Here is a 13,938-nt window from a genome sequence, read left to right as displayed (position 1 = left end):
TGTTCACCACAGAACCCTGGGGGAGCCAGCCTGCTGGCGATGAGGCCGGCAAGCTCACCGCAAGCTCAAGCCTGCGGCCAGAACGCCCGAATCCCCGCCACGCCCTGGGCCCCGACACCCCAGGCCTTCTCCCGCTCCGCAGGGCCGACGCCGCCCAACAGGAACACCGGCTTGCTGAAGCCCTCGATCAAAGCCTGGGCCTGTTCCCAGCCCAGCGGCTGCGCGTCCGGATGGGTCAGGGTCGGCTGCACCGGCGACAGGGTCACGAAGTCCACGCCCATCTGCTCGGCCAGCGCCAGCTCTTCGGCGTTGTGGCAGGACGCCGCCAGCCAGCGGTTGGCCGGCAACGGACGCCCCGCTGCCGCGTGCTTGCGCAACTGCGCCGCAGTGATGTGCCAACCGGCGGAGGGGAAATCCCCCAGCCATTCGAACGGCCCCTTGAGCATCAGCTGAGCCTTGCCGGCGCAAAGCCCCACCGCATCCACCGCCAGATCGCGGTATTTGGGGTCGTAGCCGTTTGGCGCGCGCAGCTGGATCAGTTTGATCCCGCCGGCGATGGCCTTCTGGATGCCCCGCAGCAAGGCCGGCGTCTCCAGGCCGTCCGGGGTGATCAGGTATTCGCCGGGCAACCGTGCCGCCGCGACGATCGGCTGGTTGGCCGCCGGGAACTCGTAGTTCGCCAGCTCCCGGGCCGTCACCCAGGCCAACGGCTGGCCTTCGGCGCCGTGGGGCTCGCCGGTGAAGGCTGCGACCTCCCAGACATCCAGCAGCACCTGCTTGTCCGGATAGTCGTGGCGCACCTTGATCAGCGGGCGCGCCTGGCCGACCACGATCCCCAGCTCTTCGCGCAGCTCACGGGCCAGCGCGGCCTCGACCGATTCGCCGTCCTCGACCTTGCCGCCGGGGAATTCCCACAACCCGCCCTGATGCTGGCTGTCCGCCCGTTTGGCGATCAGGATCTTGCCGCTGCCGTCACGGATGACGGCCGCAGCGACGTGTACACGTTTCACGACTGCAACTCCTCAAGGCCCGCCTTCTGCCAGGCCTGGAAGGCCGGCCATCGGTAGACCGTTTCAACATAGGCTTCGTCCGCCGCCGGCAGGCTCACCTGATAGGTGCGCAGGCGCACGGCGATCGGGGCGAAGAACGCGTCGGCCAGGCTGGCGCGACCGAACAGGTAGGGACCGGTTTCCGTAGCCACGGCGCGGCACTCGGCCCACAGCGCGAGCATGCGCTCGATGTCGGCCTTCACTTCCGGCGGCACCGGGTTCAGCGGCGCTTCGTGGCTCAGGTCGAACGGCATGTGGTTGCGCATGGCGAAGAAACCGCTGTGCATCTGGGCGCAGGCCGAGCGGGCCTGGGCGCGGGCAGCGACGTCGGCGGGCCAGAGCTGCGCAGCCGGGAACTGCTCGGCCACGTACTCGGCGATGGCCAGCGAGTCGGCGATGGTGCCGTGGGGGGTCTTGAGCAGCGGCACCTTGGCGGTCGGCGAGTGCTTGAGCAGACGCTCGCGGGTGTCGGGCTTGCCGAGCTTGACCCGTTCTTCGGTGTAGGCCGCACCGGCCAGCTCAAGGGCCAGGGCACCGCGCAGGGACCAGGAGGAAAGCAGTTTGTCGCCGATGATCAGGTGCAGGGACATGGTTTGGCGCCTTTTCGTCAGTGGAAAACGTCGGGACTTTCAGTGCCGGGCCGCCGTCATCGCCAGCAGGCTGGCTCCCACAGAACCTGCATGCGCAGAATGTCCGTTGCGGGAGCCAGCCTGCTGGCGATGGCCGCGACCCGGTTCCGAATCAGGTGCGGTATTCGGCGTTGATCTTCACGTACTCGTGGGACAGGTCGGTGGTCCAGATCGTTTCGCTGCAATCGCCGCGGCCCAGCTCGATGCGGATGGTGATCTCTTCACGCTGCATCACCGCCGCGCCTTGGGCTTCGGTGTAGGTCGCGGCACGGGCGCCGCGGCTGGCGATGCACACTTCGCCGAGGAACACGTCGATCTTGCTCACGTCCAGGTCCGGCACGCCGGCACGGCCCACGGCCGCCAGGATGCGGCCCCAGTTCGGGTCGGAGGCGAACAGCGCGGTCTTGATCAGCGGCGAGTGGGCGACGGTGTAGCCGACGTCCAGGCATTCCTGGTGGTTGCCGCCGCCGTTGACTTCGACGGTCACGAACTTGGTCGCGCCTTCGCCGTCGCGCACGATGGCCTGGGCCACGTCCATGCACACCTCGAACACCGCCTGCTTGAGCTTGGCGAACAGCTCGCCCTCGGCCCGGGTGATTTCCGGCAGCGCGGCCTTGCCGGTGGCGATCAGCATGCAGCAGTCGTTGGTCGAGGTGTCGCCGTCGATGGTGATGCGGTTGAACGACTTGTTGGCGCCGTCCAGCATCAGGTTCTGCAGCACGTCGCGGGAGACCTTGGCGTCGGTGGCGATGTAGCCGAGCATGGTCGCCATGTTCGGCCGGATCATGCCGGCGCCCTTGCTGATGCCGGTCACGGTGACGGTCACGCCGTCATGCCGGAACTGGCGGCTGGCGCCCTTGGGCAGGGTGTCGGTGGTCATGATGCCGGTGGCGGCGGCTTCCCAGTTGTTTTCCGACAGGTCGTCCAGGGCGGCCTGCAGCGCGCCTTCGATCTTCTCGACCGGCAGCGGCTCGCCGATCACGCCGGTGGAGTACGGCAGCACCAGGCTGGCGTCCACGCCGGTCAGTTCGGCCAGCTTCGCGCAGGTGCGCTCGGCGGCGGCCAGGCCCGGCTCGCCGGTGCCGGCGTTGGCGTTGCCGGTGTTGGTCAGCAGGTAACGCACCGGATTCTTCACGCGCTGCTTGGCCAGGATCACCGGCGCTGCGCAGAAAGCGTTCAACGTGAACACGCCGGCCACGGTGGAGCCTTCGGCACAGCGCATCACGACGACATCCTTGCGCCCCGGGCGCTTGATGCCGGCCGAGGCGATACCGAGTTCAAAACCGGCAACCGGGTGCAACGTTGGCAAAGGACCAAGACCAACAGCCATGAATGCGCTCCTCAATCAGTAATGTCAGCACCGCCACACGGAAAAGCGGCGGGATAAATGGCAAAACGCCGCGACGGCTGATGCCGGTCGCGGCGCGGGTATTTCAGCGATTGAAACGGGTTTTACTGGATCTGCCCGTGGCAATGCTTGAATTTCTTGCCCGAACCGCAATAGCACAGCTCGTTGCGGCCCAGTTTCTGCTCGTTGCGAACCGGCGCGGCGGCAAGGGCCACGTCGACCTCTTCACCCACTTCTTCCGGCTGCGCTTCCAGGCCGGGGGCCTCGGCGTGCTGGAACTGCATGCGGGCGGCCAGCGCTTCGGCTTCCTGGCGCAGACGGGCCTCTTCCTCGGCCGGGTCTTCGCGGCGCACCTGAACGTGCGACAGCACACGGATCGAGTCGCGCTTGATCGAATCCAGCAGTTCGGAGAACAGCGTGAAGGACTCGCGCTTGTACTCCTGCTTCGGGTTCTTCTGGGCATAGCCGCGCAGGTGGATGCCGTGGCGCAGGTGATCCATGGTCGACAGGTGGTCTTTCCACAGGTCGTCCAGCACCCGCAGCACGATCTGCTTCTCGAAGGAACGCAGGGCGTCGGCGCCGGCCTGGTCTTCCTTCTCGTTGTAGGCGGCGACCAGCTCGTTCAGCAGCTTCTCGCGCAGGGTCTCTTCGTACAGGTGATCGTCTTCGTCGAGCCATTTCTGGATCGGCAGCGATACGCCGAAGTCGCTCTGCAACGCGGCTTCCAGGCCGGCCACGTCCCACTGCTCCGGCAGCGACTGCGGCGGGATGTGGGCGCTGACGGTGGCGTTGAGCACGTCCTGGCGGAAGTCGGCGATGGTCTCACCGACGTTGTCGGCGGCCAGCAACGTGTTGCGCATGTGATAGATCACTTTACGCTGTTCGTTGTTGACGTCGTCGAACTCCAGCAGTTGCTTGCGGATGTCGAAGTTGCGGCCTTCGACCTTGCGCTGCGCCTTTTCGATGGCGTTGGTCACCATGCGGTGCTCGATCGCCTCGCCCGGCTGCATGCCCAGGGCCTTCATGAAGTTCTTCACCCGGTCGGAGGCGAAGATGCGCATCAGGCTGTCTTCCAGCGACAGGTAGAAGCGGCTGGAGCCGGCGTCGCCCTGACGGCCGGCACGGCCACGCAGCTGGTTGTCGATACGGCGGGATTCGTGACGTTCGGAGGCGATCACCTGCAGACCGCCCGCCTCCAGCACTTGCTGGTGACGCTTCTGCCAGTCGGCCTTGATCTGGGCGATCTGCTCAGGGGTCGGGTTTTCCAGCGAAGCGACTTCCACTTCCCAGTTGCCGCCCAACAGGATGTCGGTACCGCGACCGGCCATGTTGGTGGCGATGGTCAACGCGCCCGGACGACCGGCCTGGGCGATGATTTCCGCTTCCTTCTCGTGGAACTTGGCGTTCAGCACCTTGTGCTCGATGCCTTCTTTCACCAGCAGGTTGGACATGTGCTCGGACGTTTCGATGGTGGCCGTACCGACCAGCACCGGACGGCCGGCCGCCATGCTTTCCTTGATGTCGTTGACGATCGCCGCGTATTTCTCTTCGGCGGTCAGGAACACCAGGTCGTTGTAGTCCTTACGGGCCAACGGCTTGTTGGTCGGGATCACGATCACCGGCAGGTTGTAGATCTGGTGGAACTCGAACGCTTCGGTGTCGGCCGTACCGGTCATGCCGGACAGTTTGGTATACAGACGGAAGTAGTTCTGGAACGTGGTCGAGGCCAGGGTCTGGCTTTCGGCCTGGATGTTCAGGTTTTCCTTGGCTTCGATGGCCTGGTGCAGGCCCTCGGACAGACGGCGGCCCGGCATGGTGCGGCCGGTGTGCTCGTCGACCAGCACGACCTGGCCGTCCTGCACGATGTACTCGACGTTGCGGTGGAACAGCTTGTGCGCACGCAGGCCGGCGTAGACGTGGGTCAGCAGGCTCAGGTTGTGCGCCGAGTACAGGCTCTCGCCTTCGGCCAGCAGGCCGATGCTGGTCAGCTGGTCTTCGATGAACTGGTGGCCGGCCTCGTTGAGTTCGACCTGGCGAGTCTTCTCGTCAACGGTGTAGTGGCCTTCCTGGGTGACTTCGCCTTCGACCTCTTCGACGTGCAGCTTGAGTTTCGGGATCAGTTTGTTGATCTCGATGTACAGCTTGGAACTGTCCTCGGCCTGGCCGGAGATGATCAGCGGGGTACGGGCTTCGTCGATGAGGATGGAGTCGACTTCGTCGATCACGGCAAAGTTGAGTTCGCGCTGGAATTTCTCTTCCATGCTGAACGCCATGTTGTCGCGCAGGTAGTCGAACCCGAATTCGTTGTTGGTGCCGTAGGTGATGTCGGCGGCGTAGGCCAGACGCTTTTCCTCAGGCGGCTGGAACGGCGTGACGATACCGACGGTCAGGCCGAGGAACTCGTACAGCGGACGCATCCAGTTGGCGTCGCGGCGGGCCAGGTAGTCGTTCACCGTCACCACATGCACGCCCTTGCCGGACAGCGCGTTGAGGTAGACGCCCAGGGTGCCCACGAGGGTCTTGCCCTCACCGGTGCGCATTTCGGCGATCCGGCCTTCGTGCAGGGTCATGCCGCCGATCAGCTGAACGTCGAAGTGACGCATGCCCATGACGCGCTTGCCGGCTTCGCGGGCGACCGCGAACGCTTCGGGCAGCAGCTTGTCGAGGGTTTCCCCTTTGGCGATGCGGTCCTTGAACTCGGCAGTCTTGGCGCGCAGTTGATCGTCCGAAAGGGCGACCATCTTCTCTTCGAAGGCATTGACGAGTTGCACCGTCTTGAGCATGCGTTTGACTTCACGCTCGTTCTTGCTTCCAAAAAGTTTCTTTAACAAAGGCGCAAACATATCGGCAGGATCTTCCACACTAAAGGGATGGAGGGCGGCCCCGTGAGTCGCCCGTGCAGCCCTCATGGCCGCATGCGAACGAGCATTCTACCCGGAAACGGTGGTGAGGAAAGTGGCGATGTTCCACGATGCTGGCACTGCGCTTTGACGGGGCTCACTTAAAATAGGGGCGTTTTGCTCGACTTCAAGCCGTACGGCACTTAAGTCAGTCGGTGATTTAAGGGGCAAAGCAGAGGCAAAAGCAATGGGGCGAGTGCGTGAGCCGCTTCCTGACAACCTTCCTGTTAACATAGTGCCCCCGTCAATTTCGGTGTTCGATCATGGCATTTCGCCCGCACACAGCCAAGGCACCCGCTGTCCTGCTTCGCGAAGCCAGGCCGCTGAAGGCCATCCTCAACCACGCCCAACGCCTGGGGCACCTGCAGCGCCTGCTCGAAACCCAGTTGCAGCCCGCCGCCCGCGAGCACTGCCATGTGGCCAAGTGGCGTGAAGGGGATTTGTTGCTGATTGTCACCGACGGCCACTGGGCGACCCGCCTGCGCTATCAGCAAAAACGCCTGCAACGGCAATTGCAGATGTTCGACGAGTTCGCCGGGCTGACGCGGATTCTGTTCAAGGTGCAACCACCGACCGTCCAGCGCGGGCCGAGCGAACACAGCGTCGACCTGTCGACGGATGCGGCGGCGACCCTTCAGTCCACCGCCGAGGGGATCAGCGACCCGAACCTGCGGGCGGCGCTGGAGCGGCTGGCGGCACACGCCAAGACCAAAGGCTGACCGCCGACCTGCTGGCGATGGCGGCGCCGGTCAGCGCCGCTTGCTGCCCCCCAGCAAAGAGCCCATCAAGCCGCGCACCAATTGCTTGCCCAACTGGTTCGCCGCCTGTCGCATCGCCGATTTCAGCGCCTGACCCGCCGCCGTGCCGAGGAATTCCCCGGCGCGGTCGGCCAGGCTCGGTTCCTCTGCCGCCGGTTTGCCCGGCGCCGCTTCGGCCTCCGGCGCCAGCCCCTTGCGGCCCATCAGGATCTCGTAGGCAGACTCGCGGTCGATGGGCTTGTCGTAACGCCCCTTGAACGGCGATCCGCCGATCAGCACGGTGCGTTCGGTCTCGGTCAACGGCCCGATCCGCGATTGCGGCGGCGCCACCAGCACGCGCTGCACCGTCTCCGGGGTGCCTTTTTCCTGCAAGGTGCCGACCAGCGCTTCGCCGATGCCAAGCTCGGTCAGCACCGTCAGGGTGTCGAACGCAGGATTGGGCCGGAAGCCGTCCGCCACCGCCCGCAGGGACTTCTGTTCCTTGGCGGTGAAGGCCCGCAGGCCGTGCTGGATGCGCAGGCCCAACTGCGCCAACACATCGTCCGGCAGGTCGCCCGGCGACTGGGTGACGAAATACACCCCCACGCCCTTGGAGCGGATCAGCCGCACCACCTGCTCCAGCCGATCCTGCAAGGCCTTGGGCGTATCGGTGAACAGCAAATGGGCCTCGTCGAAGAACAGCGCCAGCAGCGGCTTGTCGGCGTCGCCGCGCTCGGGCAACTGCTCGAACAGCTCGGCCAGCAGCCACAGCAGGAAGGTCGCGTACACCTTCGGCGCCTCGTGCACCAGGCGGCTGGCGTCGAGCAGATGAATGCGCCCGCGCCCGTCGGCCGCCGGCTGCAGGATGTCTTCGAGCTGCAGCGCCGGCTCGCCGAACAGCGCTTCGGCGCCCTGCTGCTCCAGCGTCGCCAGACGCCGCAGCAGCGCTTGACTCGAGCCGGTGGTGAACAGTGCCGCATCCTCGCCCAACAGTTGCGGGTTGTCCTTGAGGTGGTTGAGCAGCGCCTTCAGGTCTTTCAGGTCCAGCAACAGCAGCCCTTCGCGATCCGCCACCTTGAACGCCGCGTACAACGCCGACTGCTGGCTGTCGGTGAGTTCCAGCAGGCTGCCGATCAGCAGCGGGCCCATTTCGCTCAAGGTGGTGCGCAACGGATGACCGGACTGACCGTGGATGTCCCACAGCGTCACCGGATAGGCCTGAGGGGTGTGGTTCAGCCACGGCATGCCGGCGATGCGCTCGGCGACCTTGCCCTGAGGATTGCCGGCGGCCCCGAGGCCGCACAGGTCACCCTTGACGTCGGCGGCGAACACCGCGACCCCGGCGTCGCTGAACGCTTCGGCCAGGCGCTGCAAGGTGACGGTCTTGCCGGTGCCGGTGGCGCCGGCCACCAGGCCGTGGCGGTTGGCCAGGCGCATGGCCTGGGCGATCGGTTGCCCGGCGAGATCGGCGCCGATTACGAGTTGCAGAGAGTCAGGCATTTTGTCACCTAATGGTTAATCTTTGATTCTGCATGGCCGATACATAAAGGCGAGAGACCCAGCCACAAGCTTGGTCTGACATTTCCCTAAGGAGAGACGGAAATATCAGCTTACTTTCACCCTTGCCCATTCTGCGCGCTTCCATAAAAGCACGTCCTGGACATTAAGACCTTAGCGGAACCCCAAGCCATGAACAAAAACCTGCGCTTCAGCCATAAAATCCTGCTTGCCGCCGCCCTCATCGTCATCGCCGCCTTCGCCTCGTTCACGCTGTACAACGACTGGCTGCAACGCAACGCGATCCGCGAGGACCTGAACAACTACCTCAACGAGATGGGCGAGGTCACCGCCGGCAACATCCAGACCTGGCTCAACGGCCGCATCCTGCTGATCGAGAACGCCGCCCAGAACATCGCCATCAACCCGGAACCTTCGACGGTCGCCGGTCTGCTGGAACAGAAAGCCCTGACGTCGACGTTCATGGCTTCCTACCTGGGCGATGCCACCGGCCACTTCACCATCCGCCCGGACGCCAAGATGCCGGACGGCTTCGACCCCCGCGTCCGCCCCTGGTACAAGGGCGCCGAGGGCAGCAGCACCTCGACCCTGACCGAACCCTACATCGACGCGGCCACCGGCCAGTTGATCATTTCCATCGCCACGGCCTCGAAAAAGGCCGGTCAGAGCGTGGGCGTGGTCGGCGGCGACCTGAGCCTGCAAACCCTGATCGACACCCTCGCCGCCCGTGACTTCGACGGCATGGGCTATGTGTTCCTGGTCAGCGCCGACGGCAAGATCCTGGTGCACCCGGACAAGGCCCTGGTGATGAAATCGCTCAAGGAAGCCTACCCGCAGGACACCCCGCGCATCAGCAGCGACTTCAGCGAAGTCACCGTCGACGGCAAGACCCGCATCGTCACCTTCACCCCGATCAAGGGCCTGCCGTCGGTGAACTGGTACATCGGCCTGTCGGTGGACAAGGACAAGGCGTTCTCGATGCTCAGCCAGTTCCGCACCTCGGCCGTGATCGCGACCGTGATCGCGGTGGCAATCATCATCGCCCTGCTCGGCATGCTGATCCGCATCCTGATCCAGCCGCTGCACGTCATGACCCGCGCCATGGAAGACATCGCCGACGGCGAAGGCGACCTGACCAAGCGCCTGACCATCCAGAACCAGGACGAGTTCGGCGTGCTCGGCACCGCGTTCAACCGTTTCGTGGAGCGCATCCACGGTTCGATCCGCGAAGTGTCCTCGGCCACCGGCCAAGTCAACGAAGTCGCCCTGCGGGTGGTCGCAGCGTCCAACTCGTCGATGTACAACTCCGACCAGCAGGCCTCGCGCACCAACAGCGTGGCCGCCGCGATCAACCAGCTCGGCGCCGCCGCCCAGGAAATCGCCCGCAACGCCGCGCAAGCCTCGACCCAGGCCAGCGACGCGCGCAACCTGGCCGAAGACGGTCAGCAGGTGGTGGACCGCAGCATCAAGGCGATGAACCAATTGTCGAGCATGCTCAGCGCGTCGAGCACCAATATCGAATCGCTCAACAGCAAGACCGTGAACATCGGCCAGATCCTGGAAGTGATCACCAGCATTTCCCAGCAGACCAACCTGCTGGCGCTCAACGCCGCCATCGAAGCGGCCCGTGCCGGCGAGGCGGGCCGCGGCTTCGCCGTGGTGGCCGACGAAGTGCGCAACCTGGCGCACCGCACCCAGGAGTCGGCGCAACAGGTGCAGACCATGATCGAGGAGCTGCAGGTCGGCGCCCGGGAATCCGTCAGCACCATGAGCGACAGCCAGCGCCACAGTCAGGACAGCGTGGAGATCGCCAACCAGGCCGGCGAACGCCTGAGCAGCGTGACCCAGCGCATCGGCGAGATCGACGGCATGAACCAGTCGGTGGCCACCGCCACCGAAGAGCAGACCGCCGTGGTGGAGTCGATCAACGTCGACATCACCGAGATCAACACGTTGAACCAGGAAGGCGTGGAAAACCTGCAGGCCACTCTGCGCGCCTGCTCGGACCTGGAGCAGCAGGCGGCGCGGCTCAAGCATCTGGTGGGCACCTTCCGGATCTGAGGCGCCTTCACCGGCCTGCTCGCGATCGCAGCGGGATTGCCGGCCCCGATGGGGGCTGGTTTGCCGTCATCGCCAGCAGGCTGGCTCCCACCGGTTTTTGCGGCGGACACAGAATCCGCAAACGCCGCAAAAACCTGTGGGAGCTGGCTTGCCAGCGATGAGGCCGCAACAACCGACATCTTTGGCGACTGATCCAACGCTCCCACTAAAACGGTGGGAGCCAGCCTGCTGGCGATGGCGTCAGCCCAAACACCGCCAGTCAGGTGATGGTGCAACGCAAACCACTGCGGCGCTAACGCTCCACCGACTCCCCCTCAGGCTCGTCGTTCTCCTCCTGATCCTTGAGCCGCTCCCACAGCTCAGCCGCGCCGGGAAACTCCGTCCCGTCCTCCGGGCCCATGTCATCCGGGTCGTAGCGGGCCAGACACCCCTCCCCCAACGTCGCAGGCGCTTTTGAAGTGGCTTTGTCCAGTGGATCGCTCATGGCATCTCCTCGGGGTTCGAACGGATTCTGCGGATAAAAAAAGGGCCTGGACGATTGAACGCCCAAGCCCTTGCTTTTTCAACCGACGCCTTTGGGGCCGGTCAGAACACCACGGTCTTGTTGCCGTGCACCAGCACGCGGTCTTCCAGGTGATAGCGCAGGCCGCGGGCCAGCACCATCTTCTCGACGTCACGGCCGAAACGCACCATGTCCTCGATGCTGTCGCTGTGGCTGACGCGCACCACGTCCTGCTCGATGATCGGGCCGGCGTCCAGCTCTTCGGTCACGTAGTGGCAGGTTGCGCCGATCAGCTTCACGCCACGCAGCGAAGCCTGGTGGTACGGCTTGGCGCCGACGAACGACGGCAGGAAGCTGTGGTGGATGTTGATGACCTTCTGCGCGTACTCGCTGCACAGTTCCGGCGGCAGGATCTGCATGTAGCGCGCCAGCACCACGACGTCGGCTTCGTGCTGGCGAACCAGGCGCGAGACTTCGGCGAAGGCCGGCTGCTTGTCCTGCGGGTTCACCGGCACGTGGTAGTAAGGGATGCCGTGCCACTCGACCATGCTGCGCAGGTCGTCGTGGTTGGAGATCACGCAGGCGATCTCGCAGTCCAGCTCATCGCTGTGCCAGCGGTGCAGCAGGTCGGCCAGGCAGTGGGACTCGCGGCTGGCCATCAGCACTACGCGCTTTTTCTGCTCGGTGTCGGTGATGCGCCAGTCCATCGAGAACTCTTCGGCGATCGGCGCGAACTTCTCGCGCAGGGTTTCGATGCCGAACGGCAGGGAGTCGGCACGGATTTCGTGACGCATGAAGAACCAGCCGACCTGATTGTCCGAGTGGTGGCTCGCTTCGGTGATCCAGCCGTTGTGGGACGCCAGAAAGTTACTGACTTTGGCAACGATGCCAACGCGGTCCGGGCAGGAAATCACCAACCGAAAGGTGCGCATGAGGGGGAAACTCCAGAACTTCGCAAAGGCGGCCATTCTAGCGACTGTGCGCAAAAACTGCAGTATTGATGACCGCCCGGTCCGTTTCCGGGGCGGACGGGACGCTCGCCACCGCCTGCCGTCAGGGGCGCAGGCGCAAAAGCCATGGGCGAACGGACGACCGTGAATATCGCTGAAGACTGCATCACATTATTTAACCGAATATTCAATTCAGGCCTTTTCATCGAAACTAATTCAAATAAATGACCCGGTTAAATGTTTACTTGATGAAACAGCCTGACTATTATTGCGGCACTGTCCCTGCCACCCAGCACTCCTACATAAGGTAGTAACCATGTCCTTGATCAACGAATACCGCGCCACCGAAGAAGCCATCAAAGAGCTGCAAGCCCGTCTGCAGAACCTGTCGCAAGACGACAAACTGCAAAAAGAACTGGAATTCGAAGGCAAACTGCGCGCCCTGATGGGCGAGTACTCCAAGTCCCTGCGCGACATCATCGCGCTGCTGGATCCAGAGTCCAAAACCAAGGCCCCACGCGGCGGCGCAGTCAAAACTACCGGCACCAAGCGTGCACGCAAAGTTAAACAATACAAGAACCCGCACAACGGTGAAGTCATCGAAACCAAAGGCGGCAACCACAAGACTCTGAAAGAGTGGAAAGCCAAGTGGGGCGGTGACGTGGTCGAGAGCTGGTCCACCCTGCTGGGCTAAGCTGCAACCCTCGTCGCAGACACGTCCGCGACACACGAAGAAACGCCAGCATCCGCTGGCGTTTTTTTATGCCTTCAATTTTATGGGGACTTGTCCGGATTCACAGGTTCAAACGTTTGCGCAACACCTGGACATAATCCTGCCATTGCGCGAGCACCGCACTTTGCTCAGGCGTCGCACTAAGCGCCCATTGCTCCATGGCTTCGGCAAATGATGTCAGGGTATTGGGAGCCCCCCACTCGCTGTCCGACAACCGCTGCCGGCAGAAATCCGTCCAGCGTTGTTGTTCTTCGGAATTCAACGTCTGCGCAAAGTTGCGCGCTCGATATCGAAACAACAACTCCGGCAGACGTTCATCATCGAAAGGCCATTGTTCCTGCGCCAATTGCGCAGGATCCGCCGCCCTCACTTGTTCACACAGACGCCGATCCCGGTCGCCGATAAATCCGTCGTACAACTGTTGTTCCGGATCTTCGCTCGGGGTGAATTCCTCACTGGCGTAAATGGCCGGGATCTTATCTTTCCAAACTTGCTGTGCGTCACTTAGCCGCAAGGCACGGGCCTGATACAACGCCATGTCCAGGCCAAGCCGTTGTTGATCCTGGGCACGCAATACCGACATCGGCGCCACCACCGGACAGCGGTTGATGTGGATCTGCTTGAGCGGCACCGGCAGTTCGCCTTCGGCCAGGTCTTCGCGCCGGGTGTACAGGCGCCGGCGCAGGGTGTCGGCATCCAGATCCAGCAACCCCTGCGGATCGAGGTGCAGGTCGCAGACGATCAGCGCGTTGCGGTTGCGCGGATGCCAGGCCAACGGCAACACCACGCCCACATAATGCCGCGCCGCCGAAAAGCGGCCGGAAATGTGCACCATCGGCTGCATCAGGCGGATCTGATCCATGACCTTCTGTTTGCTGCGCAGTTGAAACAGCCAGTCATACAGTTTCGGCTGCTTCTCGCGGATCAGCCGCGCCAGGGCGATGGTGGCGCGCACGTCCGACAGCGCTTCGTGGGCATGACCGTGATCGATGCCATTGGCGGCGGTCAGGCGTTCGAGCTTGAGCGTCACCCGCCCTTCGTCGTCGGTGGGCCATTCCAGGCCGTCAGGACGCAAGGCATAGGCGGCGCGCACCACGTCGATCAGGTCCCAGCGGCTGTTGCCGCCCTGCCATTCCCGGGCATAGGGATCGAAGAAGTTGCGGTACAGGCTGTAACGGGTCATTTCATCGTCGAAGCGCAAAGTGTTGTAGCCCGCGCCGCAGGTGCCGGGCGCCGCCAGTTGCGCATGCACCCGGGTCATGAAGTCGGCTTCGCTCAGGCCGTCGCTGGCCAGGCGGCCGGGCGTGATGCCGGTGATCGCGCACGCCGCCGGATGCGGCAGGATGTCGTCGCTGGGCCGGCAATAGAGATTGACCGGCTCGCCGATCTCGTTGAGCGCGTGGTCGGTGCGGATGCCGGCCACCTGCAGCGGGCGGTCGCTGCGCGGGTTGATGCCGGTGGTCTCGTAGTCGTACCAGAAGATGGAAGTCACGGGGTGTTCCTGAACTGAA

Annotated in this window: 11 protein-coding genes and 1 pseudogene; 4 read left to right on the top strand and 8 right to left on the bottom strand. The window is 63.9% G+C overall.

Going from position 1 to position 13,938, the window contains the following annotated elements; all coding sequences use genetic code 11:
* Positions 1–65: 65 nt before the first annotated feature.
* The 4 genes from CAG31_RS09940 to secA all read right to left on the bottom strand — a co-directional run bounded on the left by CAG31_RS09940 (position 66) and on the right by secA (position 5,869).
* Positions 66–1,010: a Nudix family hydrolase gene (locus CAG31_RS09940; protein ID WP_085580428.1), complete on the bottom strand. Its 945-nt coding sequence runs from the start codon at positions 1,008–1,010 to the stop codon at positions 66–68.
* Positions 1,007–1,639, bottom strand: a complete 633-nt coding sequence (locus CAG31_RS09935; RefSeq protein WP_085580426.1) for a glutathione S-transferase — start codon at positions 1,637–1,639, stop codon at positions 1,007–1,009. Before CAG31_RS09935 ends, CAG31_RS09940 begins: the two co-directional genes overlap by 4 nt.
* Before the next feature lie 151 nt (positions 1,640–1,790).
* Positions 1,791–3,008: a bifunctional glutamate N-acetyltransferase/amino-acid acetyltransferase ArgJ gene (gene argJ / locus CAG31_RS09930; protein WP_085580424.1), complete on the bottom strand. Its 1,218-nt coding sequence runs from the start codon at positions 3,006–3,008 to the stop codon at positions 1,791–1,793.
* 122 nt (positions 3,009–3,130) lie between these two features.
* Positions 3,131–5,869 (bottom strand): preprotein translocase subunit SecA, encoded by a 2,739-nt coding sequence (gene secA / locus CAG31_RS09925; protein WP_085580422.1) that lies wholly within the window; start codon positions 5,867–5,869, stop codon positions 3,131–3,133.
* Positions 5,870–6,189: 320 nt separating this feature from the next.
* Here secA and CAG31_RS09920 point away from each other — a divergent pair, with 320 nt between their 5' ends.
* Positions 6,190–6,645 (top strand): DUF721 domain-containing protein, encoded by a 456-nt coding sequence (locus tag CAG31_RS09920; RefSeq protein WP_085580420.1) that lies wholly within the window; start codon positions 6,190–6,192, stop codon positions 6,643–6,645.
* 30 nt (positions 6,646–6,675) lie between these two features.
* Here CAG31_RS09920 and CAG31_RS09915 read toward each other — a convergent pair whose 3' ends face one another.
* Positions 6,676–8,163 (bottom strand): helicase HerA-like domain-containing protein, encoded by a 1,488-nt coding sequence (locus CAG31_RS09915; protein ID WP_085580418.1) that lies wholly within the window; start codon positions 8,161–8,163, stop codon positions 6,676–6,678.
* 189 nt (positions 8,164–8,352) lie between these two features.
* On the opposite strand from CAG31_RS09915, the pseudogene CAG31_RS28940 reads away from it, so the two are divergent.
* Both CAG31_RS28940 and CAG31_RS28935 read left to right on the top strand, forming a co-directional pair.
* Positions 8,353–9,384, top strand: a pseudogene (locus CAG31_RS28940) (cache domain-containing protein); the annotation flags it as partial.
* 93 nt (positions 9,385–9,477) lie between these two features.
* Entirely contained in the window at positions 9,478–10,242 is a 765-nt protein-coding gene (locus tag CAG31_RS28935) for a methyl-accepting chemotaxis protein (RefSeq protein WP_371856095.1), read from the top strand.
* Between the two features lie 292 nt (positions 10,243–10,534).
* On the opposite strand, the gene CAG31_RS09905 is transcribed toward CAG31_RS28935, so the two are convergent.
* Both CAG31_RS09905 and purU read right to left on the bottom strand, forming a co-directional pair.
* The gene (locus tag CAG31_RS09905; protein WP_085580414.1) at positions 10,535–10,726 is read right to left on the bottom strand and encodes a hypothetical protein; all 192 of its coding nucleotides are present in this window, start codon (positions 10,724–10,726) and stop codon (positions 10,535–10,537) included.
* A gap of 101 nt (positions 10,727–10,827) precedes the next feature.
* Positions 10,828–11,676, bottom strand: a complete 849-nt coding sequence (purU, locus tag CAG31_RS09900) for a formyltetrahydrofolate deformylase (protein ID WP_085580412.1) — start codon at positions 11,674–11,676, stop codon at positions 10,828–10,830.
* A gap of 334 nt (positions 11,677–12,010) precedes the next feature.
* On the opposite strand from purU, the gene mvaT reads away from it, so the two are divergent.
* Positions 12,011–12,388, top strand: coding sequence for a histone-like nucleoid-structuring protein MvaT (mvaT, locus tag CAG31_RS09895; RefSeq protein ID WP_085580410.1), 378 nt, complete (start codon positions 12,011–12,013; stop codon positions 12,386–12,388).
* 100 nt (positions 12,389–12,488) lie between these two features.
* Here the strand turns inward: mvaT and sbcB are convergent, their stop codons facing one another.
* Complete coding sequence (gene sbcB, locus CAG31_RS09890; protein WP_085580407.1) at positions 12,489–13,919, bottom strand: exodeoxyribonuclease I; 1,431 nt, start codon at positions 13,917–13,919, stop codon at positions 12,489–12,491.
* Between the last annotated feature and the right edge of the window lie 19 nt (positions 13,920–13,938).

This window comes from Pseudomonas sp. R25(2017) (assembly GCF_002112565.1).
Taxonomy (GTDB): Bacteria; Pseudomonadota; Gammaproteobacteria; order Pseudomonadales; family Pseudomonadaceae; genus Aquipseudomonas; species Aquipseudomonas ekonensis.
This window is presented reverse-complemented; position numbering and strand designations above follow the sequence as displayed.